Source organism: Nitrosospira sp. TNL300 (assembly GCF_055385915.1).
Map to the genome: position 1 here is coordinate 2,780,367 of NZ_AP041005.1, position 16,027 is coordinate 2,796,393.

Annotated in this window: 16 protein-coding genes; 8 read left to right on the forward strand and 8 right to left on the reverse strand. The window is 53.8% G+C overall.

Annotation, left to right across the window (positions count from 1 at the left end):
- Window positions 1–73: 73 nt before the first annotated feature.
- A complete protein-coding gene (locus ACZ5BW_RS12755) occupies window positions 74–1,438 on the reverse strand; it encodes an NAD-dependent succinate-semialdehyde dehydrogenase (protein WP_464540515.1) in 1,365 nt (454 codons plus the stop codon).
- A gap of 130 nt (window positions 1,439–1,568) precedes the next feature.
- Between ACZ5BW_RS12755 and ACZ5BW_RS12760 the strand changes: the two genes are divergently transcribed.
- From ACZ5BW_RS12760 to ACZ5BW_RS12795, 8 genes are all read left to right on the forward strand, one after another.
- Window positions 1,569–3,503, forward strand: coding sequence for a lytic transglycosylase domain-containing protein (locus tag ACZ5BW_RS12760; protein ID WP_464540517.1), 1,935 nt, complete (start codon window positions 1,569–1,571; stop codon window positions 3,501–3,503).
- 10 nt (window positions 3,504–3,513) lie between these two features.
- On the forward strand, window positions 3,514–4,452 hold the full coding sequence (locus ACZ5BW_RS12765; protein WP_464540519.1) for a complex I NDUFA9 subunit family protein: 939 nt from the start codon (window positions 3,514–3,516) through the stop codon (window positions 4,450–4,452).
- 40 nt (window positions 4,453–4,492) lie between these two features.
- Window positions 4,493–5,725: a multifunctional CCA addition/repair protein gene (locus tag ACZ5BW_RS12770; protein WP_464540521.1), complete on the forward strand. Its 1,233-nt coding sequence runs from the start codon at window positions 4,493–4,495 to the stop codon at window positions 5,723–5,725.
- Window positions 5,726–5,972: 247 nt separating this feature from the next.
- Window positions 5,973–6,251 carry a type II toxin-antitoxin system RelE/ParE family toxin gene (locus ACZ5BW_RS12775; RefSeq protein WP_464540523.1) on the forward strand — a complete coding sequence of 93 codons (279 nt, stop codon included), beginning with the start codon at window positions 5,973–5,975 and terminating at the stop codon, window positions 6,249–6,251.
- An 11-nt stretch (window positions 6,252–6,262) separates the two neighbouring features.
- Complete coding sequence (locus ACZ5BW_RS12780; protein WP_464540525.1) at window positions 6,263–6,562, forward strand: HigA family addiction module antitoxin; 300 nt, start codon at window positions 6,263–6,265, stop codon at window positions 6,560–6,562.
- Window positions 6,563–6,730: 168 nt separating this feature from the next.
- Window positions 6,731–7,300, forward strand: coding sequence for a hypothetical protein (locus ACZ5BW_RS12785; RefSeq protein ID WP_464540527.1), 570 nt, complete (start codon window positions 6,731–6,733; stop codon window positions 7,298–7,300).
- 145 nt (window positions 7,301–7,445) lie between these two features.
- Complete coding sequence (locus tag ACZ5BW_RS12790) at window positions 7,446–7,979, forward strand: DNA methyltransferase (protein ID WP_464540529.1); 534 nt, start codon at window positions 7,446–7,448, stop codon at window positions 7,977–7,979.
- 290 nt (window positions 7,980–8,269) lie between these two features.
- Entirely contained in the window at window positions 8,270–8,674 is a 405-nt protein-coding gene (locus ACZ5BW_RS12795; protein ID WP_464540531.1) for a hypothetical protein, read from the forward strand.
- A gap of 185 nt (window positions 8,675–8,859) precedes the next feature.
- Here ACZ5BW_RS12795 and msrA read toward each other — a convergent pair whose 3' ends face one another.
- The 7 genes from msrA to ACZ5BW_RS12830 form a co-directional block, all read right to left on the reverse strand.
- On the reverse strand, window positions 8,860–9,336 hold the full coding sequence (gene msrA, locus ACZ5BW_RS12800; RefSeq protein WP_464540533.1) for a peptide-methionine (S)-S-oxide reductase MsrA: 477 nt from the start codon (window positions 9,334–9,336) through the stop codon (window positions 8,860–8,862).
- A gap of 91 nt (window positions 9,337–9,427) precedes the next feature.
- The gene (locus ACZ5BW_RS12805; protein ID WP_464540535.1) at window positions 9,428–10,240 is read right to left on the reverse strand and encodes an SDR family oxidoreductase; all 813 of its coding nucleotides are present in this window, start codon (window positions 10,238–10,240) and stop codon (window positions 9,428–9,430) included.
- Between the two features lie 9 nt (window positions 10,241–10,249).
- Complete coding sequence (locus ACZ5BW_RS12810) at window positions 10,250–10,897, reverse strand: thiol:disulfide interchange protein DsbA/DsbL (RefSeq protein WP_464540537.1); 648 nt, start codon at window positions 10,895–10,897, stop codon at window positions 10,250–10,252.
- Window positions 10,898–10,970: 73 nt separating this feature from the next.
- The gene (locus ACZ5BW_RS12815) at window positions 10,971–11,579 is read right to left on the reverse strand and encodes an SPOR domain-containing protein (RefSeq protein WP_464540539.1); all 609 of its coding nucleotides are present in this window, start codon (window positions 11,577–11,579) and stop codon (window positions 10,971–10,973) included.
- A complete protein-coding gene (gene argS / locus ACZ5BW_RS12820; protein WP_464540541.1) occupies window positions 11,579–13,324 on the reverse strand; it encodes an arginine--tRNA ligase in 1,746 nt (581 codons plus the stop codon). The genes ACZ5BW_RS12815 and argS overlap by 1 nt, the downstream gene beginning before the upstream one ends.
- Before the next feature lie 98 nt (window positions 13,325–13,422).
- Entirely contained in the window at window positions 13,423–14,460 is a 1,038-nt protein-coding gene (locus tag ACZ5BW_RS12825) for a DUF2278 family protein (protein ID WP_464540543.1), read from the reverse strand.
- Between the two features lie 173 nt (window positions 14,461–14,633).
- On the reverse strand, window positions 14,634–15,935 hold the full coding sequence (locus tag ACZ5BW_RS12830) for a TIGR03790 family protein (protein WP_464540545.1): 1,302 nt from the start codon (window positions 15,933–15,935) through the stop codon (window positions 14,634–14,636).
- Window positions 15,936–16,027 lie beyond the last annotated feature (92 nt).

Consider the following 16,027-nt stretch of genomic DNA (forward strand, 5'->3'; position numbering starts at 1 on the left):
TGCTCCTTCCTGCTTCAAGGCGGGAGAAGAGAAAACGGAATGAGTTCGCGCTGCAATGGGGTTTTTTGTAGAGTCATCGTACCCATACCGTTTTTACATTAACGAACTCCCGGATGCCATGATAGGACAGTTCCCTGCCGAATCCGGAGTCCTTGGTTCCTCCGAAGGGAAGGCGGGGATCTGACCTGACCATGCCATTGATAAAGCTGCAACCTGCCTGGATTCGATGCGCCAGTTCCTCGGCGTGTTCGGTATCGCGGCTCCAGATGCTGGAGCCGAGCCCGAAGCGGGTATCATTGGCAATGCGAATGGCGTCCTCCTCGTCTGCCGCGCGTATCACGGCCGCCACCGGCCCGAATAATTCCTCGTGATAGGCTCTCATCCCGGGCGTTACGTCATCCAGGATGGAAGGGAGATAGAATGCTCCCTCTCCCTCCTGCGGTTCGCACCCGAGAACCACCTGCGCGCCCTGTGCAATCGAATCGATCACTTGCTGATGCAGGTTTTCGCGCAGATCAAGCCGTGCCATGGGACCGATCTGCGTCGCCTCGTTCAGGGGATCGCCCATTTTCAATTCTTTTGTTTTCTTTATGAACAGCGAACCAAACTCATCGGCAACGTCGGCCACAGGAATAATGCGCTTTGCGGCAATGCATGATTGTCCGCAGTTCTGAAAGCGCGATCTCACCGCAAAGGTAGCGGCGAGTTCCAGGTCCGCATCTTTCAGAACGATAAACGCATCCGACCCGCCGAGTTCCATCACACACTTCTTCAAATGCTGTCCCGCGTGGGAAGCTATTTCCCGACCGGCCCGCTCGGAGCCTGTGAGTGTCACCGCCTGCACGTGATGGCTGGCGATAGCCTCACCCACTTCAGACGGCTCTATCATGAGCGTGCTGAAAAGGTGCGGGGGAAAACCGGCATCCTGGAATAGCCGTTCGAGCGCCAAAGCGCACTGCGGAACATTCGATGCATGTTTCAGCACGCAACCATTTCCTGCCATGAGTGTGGGAGCGGCGAAGCGGATCACCTGGAAAAAAGGGAAATTCCAGGGCATCACGCCCAGGACGACTCCAAGAGGCCCATAGGACACGTAACTTTTGCCGGCGCCGGTCTGAACCATTTCGACCTGCATGAAATGCTCGGCGTGCACTGCATAATAATCACAGGCGAGCGCACACTTTTCCACCTCCGCGCGGCCTTCGCGCACAGGCTTGCCCATTTCCGCAGCTATAAGAATGGCATATTCAGCCGCCCGTTCATGCAAGAGGCTGGCGGCTCTGTGCATAAGCTCTGCGCGTTCGGGAAAACCCAGTCGCGCCCATCCAGGCTGGGCATGATATGTTTGCTCCAACGCCTCGGCCAGACGGTTGCGATTCCAGCTCGTATAGGTTTTCAGTGTCTCATTGGTTGCCGGATTCAAACTGATGTAGGGCATGATGTGCTATTCTTAAAACAAAACCCGAATAGGGGCTGGTAAAAGGAAATAAAGGAAAACAGCCTGTAAGTGAACCTGGAGCAGATACGCTCTTCAATTTTTTCCCTCGATTACTAATGTATAGCAGGTTATGAAGAAACTGTTGATCGGGCTGTTTTTGGCCACAATCTCCACTACAACGTATGCAGCCGCAAGAAATCAGGATTTCCTCGCCCTGAGGCACGCATATCAGACTGGCAACACTGCGCGCGTGAATATGTATGCGCAGCGGCTGCGAGGACATGTGCTTGAGCCTTATGCGGCGTATTATCAACTGCGACCGCAACTCTGGAGTCCGAAGCTGAGTCCGGAGACTGTCAAGGAGTTTGTTGAGAAATACCGCGATAGCCCTCTCAGCGACCGCCTGATGGGGGAATGGCTGAAGATCCTGGGCTGGACCGAGCGGTGGGATCTTTTCGCGGAAAACTATCCGCGCATGGTCAACAAGGATGTCGAACTGGTCTGCTACTCTTTTCAACAGCGTCTGGCGGCAGGCGATCGCAGCATCTATAAGGAGGCATTTCCGTTATGGTTCAATGCGCGTGAGATGCCGCACAGCTGTAATCAGATATTCGATGTGCTGATTACTGCCGGGACGCTGACGGACGAGGATATCTGGTCAAGGCTGCGCCTTGCGCTCGAGTCCGGCAATGTCAGCGCGGCAAAACGCATCAATGAATACCTGCCCAAAAATCAGCGTCTGAACGAACGCAAGCTGAATGCCGCCACAGAAAATCCTCTTCGCTATCTGGAAAGGCATCGGCGCGAGATCAAAACACGCTCCGATCGGGAAATTGCACTTTTCGCCATGGTGCGTTTGCTCCGCAGCGGGCTTGATCAGGCGCATGCTTATTGGCCGCGGATACGCGATCGCTTCGGCGCACCAGATCAGGCGTATTTTCTGGTGCAACTTGCGGACCAGGGGGCCCGGCGGCTGGACCCGCGCGCATTGCAGTGGTTTGGAGAAGCCGCCAATACGCAGAAGTCTGTTCAGCTCACCGACGCCCAGCTTGGCTGGAAAACCCGCACCGCCTTGCGTGCCGGGGACTGGAATCTCGTGCTGGATACGATCGAGGCCATGTCGGCGGCGGAACAACGAGAGGGGGTCTGGCGTTACTGGAAAGCGCGTGCGTTGAGAGCTAAAGGAAAAATAAAGGAAGCAAATGCCATCCTTGCACCGTTGAGCAGCGAGCATCATTTTTACGGGCAACTGGCCGAAGAGGAGCTGGGCGTTACCATCGGCGCTCCTGCCGAATCCTTCAAGCCGACAGCGAAAGAAATTTCCGCAATGGAGCAGACACCTGGAATCGCGCGAGCGCTGGCCTTCTATAACCTGAATTTGCGTCCGGAGGCAGCACAGGAATGGATCTGGGCCGTACGAAATTTTGATGACCATAAGCTGCTGGCGGCTGCGGAAGTGGCCCGCCGTCACGGGCACTACGACCGCGCTATCAATACCGCCGACAGAACCGTGCAGCGTCACGATTTCCACCTGAGGTTCCTTGCACCGCATAGAGATGCAATGCGCAGCGTCCTGAAGCAGCAGGAGCTCGACGAAGCATGGGTCTACGGCCTCATTCGCCAGGAGAGCCGCTTCGTCAGCGATGCCAAGTCCAGCGCCGGCGCCATGGGGCTGATGCAATTGATGCCTGCTACGGCAAAATGGGCATCCAAACAAGTGGGACTGAGAAAGTATCGGCCAAGCCGGGTGACGGAGGTAAACACCAACCTGACGCTGGGCACCTATTATTTGAAACACGTGTTGACCCAGTTTGACAATCAGTCGCTGGCCTCGGCCGCGTACAATGCCGGACCGAGCCGAGTGTGGCAGTGGCGTGATGAAAAGCCGCTGGAAGGCGCGATTTATGCGGAAACGATCCCCTTCAACGAAACGCGCGATTACGTCAAAAAGGTGATGAGCAACTCCATGTATTACGCCCGTAACTTCGGGCATCAGGTCAAAGCGCTGAAGCAGCGCCTGGGCATTGTTTCGTCCCGGTTCGGGAGTGAAAAAGTGTCGGAGTGAGGTGTCTGACATGACATTCAATAATGTCTGCATTTTCGGTGGCAGCGGCTTCGTCGGGAAGCATCTTGCAAATCTCCTGACCGACCAGGAAATCTACCTGCGTATTCCCACTCGAAACTACGAGCGTGCAAAAGAGTTGCTGGCGATACCCACTACGGACCTGATCGAAGCAGATATCCACGATGACAGAGACCTCGACAGGCTGCTCCTCGGCATCGATGCCGTGATCAACCTGGTAGGTGTGTTGCAGGGTGACTTTCATGCTGCCCATGTCGAACTGCCGCAAAAGCTCATCGCGGCCTGCAAGCGCAACGGCGTCACCCGCATACTGCATATGAGCGCCCTGAAAGCCGGGCCCGGTCAACCGAGCGAGTATTTGCGCTCAAAGGGGGAAGGGGAACAGATCGTAAAGACATCCGAATTGGATGCTACTGTTTTCAGGCCGTCAGTCATATTCGGTCCGGGCGACGCCTCGATCAATCTGTTTGCCAGCCTGGGGCGCCTGCCGATCTTGCCGCTGGCCTCACCCCATGCAAAATTCCAGCCGATCTTCGTCGAGAACGTCGTGGAGGCGTTTGCGCTCAGTCTGGATGAGCCGCGTACTTTCGGGCAAAGCTACGACCTGTGCGGACCGAAGTGCTACAGCCTTCGCGAACTGGTGGAGTATGCGACGCATGTGACGGGACACGACCCCGCCATCATCGGCCTTGGAGATGCCCTTTCCCATCTCGAAGCAGCAGTCATGGAGATGCTGCCCGGCAAACTGATGAGCGTCGATAATTATTATTCGATGAAGATCGACAGCGTGTGCGACTGCGATAACCCCGAGGCACTACTGGAAGTCTGGGGAATTCATCCTACCGCACTTGAAGAAGCAGCCCCGGTATACCTGAATCATCAGTTGCCTCGGGAACGTTACAACTATCTGCGGCATTGGTCCGGCCGTTGAGCGCCAAGGATACGGATAGATTCACACGAATAACTCCAGAATGAAAACCTACCTGGTGGGCGGCTCGGTGCGCGACGAGATACTGAGACTGCCCGTAATGGATCATGATTACGTGGTTGTCGGCGTCTCGCCGGAAGAAATGGTGCGGCTTGGCTTTCGCCCGGTAGGAAAAGATTTTCCCGTTTTTCTTCACCCGCAAAGCCAGGAACAATACGCGCTGGCGCGCACGGAGCGCAAGGTTTCGCGCGGCTACAAAGGGTTTGAGGTTTATGCTTCCCCAGAAGTTACATTACAGGAGGATCTGGCGCGCCGTGACCTGACAATAAACGCAATCGCGAAGGATGAGCACGGTAACATCATCGACCCTTTCGGCGGAGTCGCTGATCTGGAAGCCGGCGTGCTCCGGCATATCGGCCCGGCATTCACTGAAGACCCGGTGCGTGTCCTGCGTACCGCTCGCTTTGCTGCACGTTTCGGTTTCCATATCGCACCCGAAACATTGGCGCTGATGAACGAAATGGTCCATAACGGGGAGGTGGATGCCCTGGTGCCGGAGCGAGTGTGGCAGGAGTTTGCACGCGGTTTGATGGAGCGCCAACCTTCACGCATGTTTTACGCGTTGCGCGGCTGCGGCGCCCTCACCCGTATCATGCCTGAAGTGGATGCCTTGTTCGGCGTGCCGCAACCACCGCAGCATCACCCCGAAATCGATACCGGGGTACACGTGATGATGGTGATCGACTATGCCGCTTCGAGGAACTATTCCCTGCCGGTTCGGTTTGCCGCACTCACCCATGATCTCGGTAAAGGCACGACTCCTCCGGAAGAATGGCCGCGCCATATCGGACACGAAGCACGCAGCGTCAAACTGGTGCAGGGCTTATGCGAACGTATCAACTCCCCCAACGAAATGCGAAACCTGGCATTGCTGGTGGCCCGCTATCACGGAGACGTGCATCGCGCTGCCGAACTGCGACCTGTCACCATCGCCAACCTGCTTCAGGGAGTGGATGCCTATCGCAAACCTGAGCGCTTCGAAGAATTCCTGCAGGCCTGCTCGTGTGATTTCCATGGACGGCCGGGCTATGCGGAAAGACCTTATCCCCAGGCAGATCGTTTACGCGAGGCGTTTCACGCGGCAAGAAGCGTGGATGCTGGGGCGATTGCCAAAGAGTTGGCAAGAAGTGTTTCCGATCCCAGCCGCCTCCCTGTCGCCATTAACACCAGGGTAAGCGAAACCCGTATCGCTGAAATCAGAAATCAACTGGCCTGACCGCTGCGAAGATAAGTGCGGGCAGGATACTAACCAACCCATTCCGCTTCGCACCTCTCCTCCGTCACATAAAACATAAAAAAGCGATCCTCTTGACGAAATTGCGTCGGTACTCAACGTTTTGATGAGTTATTAATTACTACATCGGCTGCGCGCAAGCGTTGCGGATAATCCAGGGCAGCATGCATCGGCGTACCAAAGATTACTATGTATGATATATTACGTTACGCGTAATAGTATTTTGTCCATGATTAAATCATTCAAGTGTGCCGATACTGAAAAACTATTCCACGATGTGCCAGTTGCGCGATTCCGTTCAATCGAACGTCCCACCCGTCGCAAGTTGCTTTATTTGCATCGTGCCAGAGCACTCGATGATTTAAAATGGCTCCCGGGTAATCGTTTGGAGGCTCTCAAGGGCAATCGCAAGGGACAATATAGTATTCGTGTTAATGACCAGTGGCGTATCTGCTTCACGTGGTCAAATGGCGATGTCTATGATGTAGAGATCGTAGATTACCACTGAGGAAACAAACCATGGTCCATAAGTTACTTGATCCTATTCCTCCCGGCGAGATTTTACTGGAAGAATTTATGAAACCGATGGGCATCAGCATCAATGCGCTTTCACGGGATATCAATGTGCCGCCTAATCGTATTAGCGAGATCGTGAACGGCAAGCGCTCGATTACCGCTGATACAGCCTTGCGCCTCGGCAAGTATTTCGGCGTTTCCCCGGAAATTTGGCTCGATCTGCAAAGCGACTACGCGATTCGTATAGCACGACGTACTGTCTGGCCGCAGATCGAGCCGCTTGTCCGCACTCATGCCGGTTGAACTTTACTTCTGATTTTAGAGACAGTTCTATAAAACGCGAAACAGCGATAATTAAAATCAACACCGCTCCTGTATCAGGGGATCTGAAAGTTTGAACATAATATCGACCGCTCAGATCAGGTGAATTGACCCGCTCGGTAAAAAAGAAAAACTCACAGAGGCTCCACTATGATTGCTGACGACGCAAACGGCCCACAGTGGTGTGAATGGCCCGACGATTTTCAGTTTGACAATCGAGTGAAATTGCCCGAACTGGTGGTTAACAAGATTTCGGAACTGATAAAGCAAGACAATGTGCGGTCGGTCTCCTGTCTTTACGATGATACTGAACTTTGGCGGCAACTGGTGGCAGAGCAAGTACGGCGCTCAAGGCTAACTGGTCTTTCTCCGCAAGAAGCGTTCACGTTAAGCGGCCCTGATGGAGGACTGTGGGATGCGCCAGTGCAGGAGTGGGGAGGCCATGTCCATATACCTTATGAAGGAGCTCGTGGTGGTGATTTGTTCATCTTCGCCATGTGGAGAAAATTCTTTGCGGAGAATGCGGAAAGAACGGGTAGACTTTCCACCGCTATCCGCGCGTGTTGCCACTATGTGCTGATACCCGAGGATTTCGGTGAATTGAGTTGCGCTACCCGTACTATGGTTGGCGACTGGATCTTGTACCAGTCGAAAGCGCCTTATGTACCCTGCTATTCCGCAGGGTTGTCGACCGAAGAACTGAAGTGGCGATCGGTATAACCACTGTTACCGCGATTCTTCTACTATTCGCTGCCTGAGCGTGCATAAGCACCCAATAATGAACTAAATACCTGACGCCGCCTTGCGTTAACGGTGATTGGCGAGCGCAAACACATAAAAACCCTTCATGCCCCTTCTTCACTGGTTGACCCGAAACGCTGACTTAAAGCTATCAAGTACAGCGCCTTACCGCCTGCTTGAGCATGTGCCGGAATTGTCATTCGGCGCCGCCGATTCGGAAAACATGCTAATTCAGGGCGATAATCTCGACGCCTTAAAGAGCCTGCTGCCCTTCTATGCAGGTCGCGTAAAGTGCATTTTTATTGATCCACCGTATAACACTCGCTCAGCCTTCGAGCATTACGACGACAATCTGGAGCATTCCAAATGGCTTTCGATGATGTACCCGCGCCTGGAGTTGTTGCGCGAATTGTTAAGTGAGAAAGGCAGTATTTGGGTTTCGATTGACGACAATGAGGGACATTATCTCAAAGTGATCATGGACGAGGTATTTGGCAGGAGTAATTTTGTTCTTTGCGCCGCGCTGCCGGAATTCCACTACGACGATTCGGCAAAACGTTTCATCTTTGATGTGGATGGGGATGAGATCGTATGGAATATGGTGGACTCACAAGAGCAGCCGGCATTTGCAGAAGGGTTTGCAGGGCACGATCAATGACCTGGTTCGTTGGTTGGATAGGCAGGTGTGGCAACACGATGTTGGGCAAGAGAAGATGCTGGAATTTGTGCGGCGAGTGGTCGTATCACTGCACGACAATCAAGGCTTTGATCTGGTTACACTACTTCGGGCGAAGTTCATTCTTGCCAGAGTGTTAATCGGAAAAATCCAGCAATATCGGGAATCGCCTACGCCAAGGGATATCAGGAAACGCTCTTCGGCCCTTTCGCTGCCGTCGAAACCTCATTCAATTACGCTTTCTCATTTGATCCAGCCATCTATCCTGCAAATTGGCATTATTCAGAACGCTATCGGTTCCAGAAACATTACTATCTGCTCCCGGCGAACTTGAGGGGAAAGGCGAGGAGTACGAATGCGCGCTTGCAATCGATTCCATCAGGCAAATTAAATACTGGGTGCGCAACCTTTCGGGCCAGTCTAACGCGGCATTCTGGCTGCCAACCTCATCGGACCGGTTTTATCCCGATTTTGGCGCCATGCTGGAGGATAGGCGCTTGGTAGTAATTGAATACAAGGGAGCCGCCTACGTGTCCAACGACGATAGTAAGGAAAAACGCCAGTTGAGCGAACTGTGGGAAAAGAAGAGCGATGGGAAGGGTCTGTTTCTGATGGCAGAAAAAATAGATGCGGCAGGACGTGGGGTGTATGATCAGATCGCGGCCAAGATCAGATGACCGCTCTTCTGACTGATTGCTGGCACTCCTGTTCGCCTCATATATCACCTGCAATAGGCGTGACTGCTATCTGTCCCATTGCAAGAATTCTTCTGCACGATAATCCTGTTAATAAATTCTCGACGGCAAGAACGGTTTAGTATGCGTAGGATTCAGGAATGCTTACGCTATAAAGCACCTGTTCATCAAGTACGGCAATGCCCCGTAATGCCGCGCTTTTCGAGGTAGCGTTGATGATATTCCTCAGCGGGATAAAAATCTGAGGCAGGTGTAATTTCAGTCACCACCGGTGCGCGCCAGCGACCGCTTTGCTCCAGTTTTTCCTTCGACGCTTGAGCCGCGCTCTCCTGTTCAGGGGTGTAGAAGAATATGGCGGAGCGATACTGTTTACCCACATCCGGTCCCTGCCGGTTGAGCGTAGTGGGATTATGACAGTTCCAGAAGACATCGAGCAACTCATCATAGCTGACCTGCGACGGATCGTATTCCACCTGTACTACTTCGGCATGGCCAGTCTTGTCAGTGCACACGTCGCGATAAGACGGATTTTTCAGATGCCCTCCGGAGTAGCCGCTGGTAACCTCCTTTACGCCTTCGACGGCACGAAAAGCAGCCTCCACACCCCAAAAGCAGCCTGCTCCAAAAATCGCTTTTTCTGTCATTGCTGTACCCTTATGTCATGTAAACCATGATCGGCGGACTGGCTACATTGGTTAATCGGTTAATCGGTTAAATGATGTTTCCCCCCGCAAATCAATCGGGAACCTGATAATTTTCTTTGGAGCCTTTGTGGTCTTTGTGGTCTTTGTGGCTTATGCGAGGTTTACGCGGTGCATTGGCAAACAACCGGTCATACAGGAAATTGGGAAGCAACCGCAAGACTCGCGCGACAATTGCCATCTGCCACGGTATTACGGCAAACGATTTCTTGCTCTCGATAATGCGGGCGATCTTTCGGGCAGTGTCGTCCGCCGTCAGGATGAAGGGCATGGGGAAGGGATTATCGGCTGTCATGGGCGTTACGATATAGCCGGGGCAAATGGTTATGACGGATAGGCCGCTTCCGTGCAATTCGACGCGGAGGCTTTCCAGGTAGCTGATTGCAGCCGCCTTGGAAGCCGAGTAGGCGCCGCTGCCGGGCAAGCCACGATACCCGGCGACACTTGCAATTCCGACCAGACTACCCTGCCCGACGGTGCGCATGACCGAAACAAAGGGCTGAAAGAGGTTCACCATGCCGACAACATTCGTGGCGAGAATATCCTCAAAAACCTCCTTGTCTTCGGCGCATTCGGTGAGCGTGCCGTGGCTGATGCCCGCGTTGGCGATGACGATATCGGGGCAACCATGGCGGACGATAAAATCTTCTGCCGCAGTCCGCAGGGCAGAAGCATCACGCACATCGGCGACGTAGATGGATGCTTCCGCCATCTCCGCCGCAAGGCTCTCCAGCAGATCCGCGCGCCGCGCAATCAGGCCGAGCGTTGCGCCGCTGTCGGCGTAATGGCGCGCCAATGTCCTCCCGAGCCCTGCGGAGGCGCCACTGATAATGACTTTTAGTGTCAACGGAAGAGGCTATTTCCGAGTCCGTTCCTTGCGCACTTTCTGTATCAGCTCTTCCATGGTTCGAATGGTATCGTCCGGCGTACTGCCCATTCTGCCACTCGTGAGATATCTGCCATCCACCGCTATCGCAGGCACGCCGGTAAGGCCATAATCCTTCGAGAAATGCACCGATCTGGACAGTTGATTCTGTACCGAGAACGAATTGTAGACATCTATAAATTTCTGACGGTCTATTCCCTGTTTTGCAATCCAGTCGAACAGCACTTCCTCCTTGCCCAAGTCTATCCCGTTTCTGTGAATGGCATCATAGACCTTGTCATGCAGCCGATCTTTTTCTCCCAGTGCTTCCAGCGCATAAAATGTTTTTGCGGCCGGTTCCCAGGTTGGACGAAAAACCGCCGGAACATAGCGGAAGCTGACATCTTCAGGCTTGTGCCTGAGCCAGGCCTTGATGCGTGGATGCAACTCGTAACAGTGCGGACAGCCGTACCAGAAAAATTCCATGACCTCTATATTCTTTCCCCCTTCCGTTGGAAAAGGACGGAGCAGGACCTTGTAATCCTTTCCTTCGACGATATCCGCGCGAGCAGTGGAAATTGACGGAAAGTTCATACCGGCCAGCAACAGGAATGCCGTAAGCAGCCGCAGTAAATTCATATTTTTCTCCTTCAGTTGAACGTCCCGAGATTGGTGGATCGTTTATCGGTCCCTGTCTTGCCGCTATGTTTCCCTAGGCTCCCTCATGCACCCTGATGGGGCTTGTCTCGACGCCGTTCTGCTGGAGGGATGCACGAATCCGGTTCATGTCATCCACATTGGAAAAAGGTCCTACACGTACACGGTGCCACAGTCCCTTTTGCGGGACCTCGGCAGTCTGGACAGCCGCTTCCACTCCCAGCATCGCCAGCTTCGCTTTCATATTATCGGCATCATCCGGATTCTGGAATGACCCCGCTTGAAGAAAGTACTTATCCTGAGAGGTCGGCTGCTTGGCAACCTGTTTCAGCTGCTGCTCCGTTACAGGTTCCTCCGTGGAGGGAAGAATATTATAAAATTCAAAGCGCGGCTTGCTGTCGGGCGCTTTCGCGGTTTTGTCTTCAATGCCAGCCACTTCCCCTTCTTTTTCAGGCTTATCCGCAGCCTCCCCGTTTGCAGAGCCCTCAGCCACCTTATCCTGTGAGATAAAGGGACTTGGCGCCTGGCTCATGTACATCCAGGTGCCCATGGCGGTGAGAAGACCCAGGACATAGCCGATAAACATCCCGAAAAAGAGGGTGCCTGTTTTCTTTCCCGAGTAAAGAGGCGTTTTATAATCTCGATTCAAGTAAGGATGCGTCATCACATTTTAGCTGGCGCGCTCACGCCCAATAGTTTAAGACCGTTATTCAATACCTGCCTGACTGCGGCCACAAGCGCCAATCTCGCAAGGCGGACCGCCATCTCCGGCACCAGGAAACGAGTAGAATTATAGTAACTGTGGAACTCACCCGCCAGTTCCTTCAAGTAAAAGGCAATCAGGTGGGGAGAGAACTCCCTCGCTGCGGCTTCGACCGTTTCGGGATAGTCGATCAGCTTCTGCAACAAGGAGAGTTCCGCAGGACCGGTTAATGCAGAGGTGTCGGCTGTAACCAGCATGCGGAGATCTTCACCCCACTGTTCCAGCACGCTGCAAACCCTTGCATGCGCGTATTGAACGTAATACACCGGGTTATCGGTGCTTTGCGACTTTGCCAGGTCCAGGTCGAAATCGAGATGCTGATCGCTCTTGCGTAATACGTAAAAAAAGCGCGCCGCATCGGTTCCCACTTCCTGACGCAACTCCCGCAAGGTGACAAATTCTCCCGCCCGGGTGGACATCGGCACCTTCTTGCCATCACGGTAAAGTACGGCAAACTGCACCAGGGCAATTTCAAGTTTTCCCGGATCGAGCGCCAATGCCTGAATGGCGCCTTTCACCCTTGAAATGTAGCCGTGATGATCCGCGCCCCAGATATCGATCACACGGTCGAATCCGCGTGAGAATTTGTTGAGGTGATAGGCAATATCGGAGGCAAAATAGGTGAACTGGCCGTTTTCGCGTTGCACCACCCTGTCCTTTTCGTCACCGAAATGGGTGGAGCGGAACCATTTGGCGCCATCCTGCTGATACAGGTAATTGCCTTCTTCGAGCAGGTGAACAGCCTGCGCCACATTCCCGCCGTCGAATAAGGATTGCTCAGAAAACCAGATATCGAAGGTGACGCCGAATTCCATCAGATCGTTGCGGCAATCTCCCAATTGCTCGTTCAGAACGAAGTTATGGATGTAGGCATAATCCTGCCCCAGCAGCTTTTTCGCGCTGGCAATCAATCCATCAAGGGCAGCCTCTGTACCCGCTTCCGAATCGGAAGCGCTATCAAACAGCAGTTCCGGCTCATGCACATAACGCCCGGCATGGGCTTTATGAATCAGCCTTGCCATGTCGCGTACATACTCCCCCTGATAGGCATTGGGCGGAAAGGCTGATGCGACACCGTTCAGCTCCAGATAGCGCAGCCAGGTGGAAAGCGCGAGAATATCCATCTGGCGGCCGGCATCGTTGATGTAATACTCGCGTGTGACCGAATAGCCTGCGGCTGCGAGCACATTGGCAAGGCTTGCCCCAAATGCCGCACCCCTGCCGTGTCCTACATGCAACGGACCCGTGGGATTGGCTGAAACGAATTCAACCTGGATTTTTTCCCCTGCGCCCATGTTGCTGTGACCAAACTTCTCGCCGCTCTCCAGCACATATCGCGAAAACTGCTGCTTGGCCGAGGTCGTGAGAAACAGGTTGATAAAACCCGCGCCTGCAATTTCCACTTTTTCCAGGTAAGGGGATGCGGCAAGTGCGGTGGCAAGAGATTGCGCAATGTCGCGCGGCTTTTGACGCAATGGCTTGGCCAGTTGCATCGCCAGGTTGCAGGAATAATCACCGTGGCTCGACTGCCGCGGACGGGCAAATTCTATATCGAGATTCAGGTCCGCTAATCCCCTGTCATTCAGGGCATTGCGCAGTATATCGGTAAAGTGGGATTTGAAGTTAGGCTGAACAGGGGGAATCACGACAACATTCTCGACCGTTACACAGCCGCTATTATAACGGCCTCCGGCAAGTTACACGCGCCAGTTTGTCGTGGTCAAATGGATAAATCGCAGTCTTGCTAAAAAACAATCGTCCAACCGGGCTGATTTGCCTGCTGCCTGGTGTAGGATACGCCATGCACCTTCAGGCCGTTCTGGTTCAACAAGGTGATGATGCCCCCTTTGTTGGACAGCGCGACCGGAGGCTGAATATCGATCCGAAGCGTCGCGCCCGGCTCGATAGTACCGCTCAACGGCATTTTCGCTTTCTGCTTGTCAGCCAGTTGCCAGCCCGCCAGGGAAATGGCGCGATCACTTGCGTTCAATATATTGACCCACTCCTTTTCGGGAGATTCGATCGAATTAACCATTGCTGAAACAATGCGCACCAGTCCATCCGGCAGTGCTTCGGTCGGCTGCGGCGTGATCGGGTCCGGATTCCTCGGTTCCCCCTCTTCACCTTCGACCAACGTATGGCCGGTCCGGTCATCGGTATGCCAGCTTTGCGACTGAAATTTCAAAAAAACAGCCGTCCACTGCCGCTGGAGAGGAAAATGGAATAGCGCGCCGCCATCCTGCCACACGCCGTCATCCTTGATAAAGCTTCCGACATTTCCCTGGTTCATGTGAATATCGTGTATGCCGTTACCGGGCAGAAAACCAAAGTACTTATCCGCCTTGTTGCTCTCCGGTCCCCATCTTTCACCGAAGGCGTAAACCAGGGCCTCTTCATCCGCCATCGCGCGCTGCACGATCTGATCGAACTTCTCGTTCAGGTCATTATCGGGGCCGGGAAGATCGGGTGGAAGCGGCGTCATCATTCCGGGTTGCAGGAGGTTGCCGCGGATCAGATCAAGTGCGCCCGAGCCGGGGTTGGGCGCAAGCCGGCTAAAGCCGCTGGGAAGCACCTCTACCGTCGAGGTGAGCGGATGGACAAAATAAGGCTTGATGTAATACATCAACTCGGATGGAGCCAACTGAGATCGCACGTTGATTGCAATGCGGTAGTGGGTTCCAGCCTCATCGACAATATGAATCTGATAGTGGGGAGATGATCCCGAACCTAAACGACGGCCTATTGCCCTGCCTTTCAGAACACCATAATTATTGAGCGGCATATTCTTCTCCAGGCTTATTCAGTAACCTGCTTATTCAGCATAGCTGCAAACCCAGCCGTCTGCTCCTCGAATACCATGCTTCGATCGAACCCTTTATCGCCTACTGCCTATTGCCTATTGCCTATTGCCTATGCGGCTGGTCTCTTCATAAATTCTTACTCTTCGGGCAACATTCACCATTTCAACCGCAGGTAGCCTTCTGTTTGATTAAAATTGAAGCGCAGTCGATTCATGCCGCGCCGGATGGCGGCCTGCCTGGGCAATGGCTTGAACGGTCCCGCAGCTGAACGGGACTGCTCGATTCGAACTCGTGTTTCGCGTGGCGAGAAAATGCGTAATTCGAACTGCCCGGTACGAATTTCCCGCAATTCTGGCGCAAATGGCTGCGCGAGCGGCTCTCCTATGAACACACCCTCTCCCGGCCATGCCACGCTCTTCCAGTAAGCTTCGATGGCGCTGGCGCCAAGCGCGTAGTGAAACATGGCAATAGCGGGAAAAGGAAATTTCTGCATATGACTGCAGGGTTCCACCACCGTCCCATAACTTGCCGTGGCTCCGGCCTCAAGCCATTGCAGGCTGCTCATCTGACTTGAGCCTGTAAGCTGTCCTCCCCCCGAGGTCAGATGGTCCGCCAGTGCGCCCGGCAGAAAATCCAGCGTATCGAGCTGCGGCACCCGAACCAGTCCCGTGAAGTAGAATAGAACGTCGTGCCGGTCGGTAATTGCATCCGTTTCAAGAATCTCGATGGGAAAAACGCCGTCCAGTTGCTGGGCGGTCATTTCGAAATAATTCGCACGCACGCTTCGTGCCTTGTCAGAAGTAATGACAAGATAGGCGTGTCCCGCGGGGAAAGTGTGGTCGGCCGCCACCCCGCGATCGATCAGCGATTTGACCTGTTCGAAATCGAGTCCAGCCAACATCATCGCCGGCCTCAACTGGTGGTCACTGACAGGATGATGACTCGGCGAATTGAAATAGGGACTGGCGGCAGTCGCGCCGCAATTAAAGGAACAATACTTCTCGTCGAATCCGAAAGCCAGCGCAGAAGTCAGCGACATGCAATCCACCCGGTAGGGAAGGGTCCAGGCCACCGCGTAGGCCTGGACGTGAGCGGACACCTTCTGGTCTATCTCGGCTTTCAGTTCCTGAAACTCCTCCCGCGACAGTGCAGTTCGACCGGGAGAAAATCGCAAGTGAATCATATTGGCCGCAGGAATGCCGCGCGCCTCGCGGTAGTACTGTCCAATCTGCACTGAAAGAGGGTCGCTGTCATTGATGATAACGGCGACGTCGTCAGAGGTAAAGCTGGTTTGCGGCAACTGAATGTGCGTTTCGGCCTTACCTGTCGACGGGAGCAATAACAGCATGACAAGTGGAGTGGCGGCAAGGAGCGCAACCCGCGATGCCAGGAGAAAGCTGGATTTGCTACCGGCGTGCGCCGCACCTCTCTGAATCAGGCCCAGTATCCGCAGCACTCGGCAGACTGAAAAGCATCGAGGAAACCAATATCCGCAAAAGTGGATCAGAGAGGGATTGCTATTCCTTATTGCATCAATACGTTTCATCC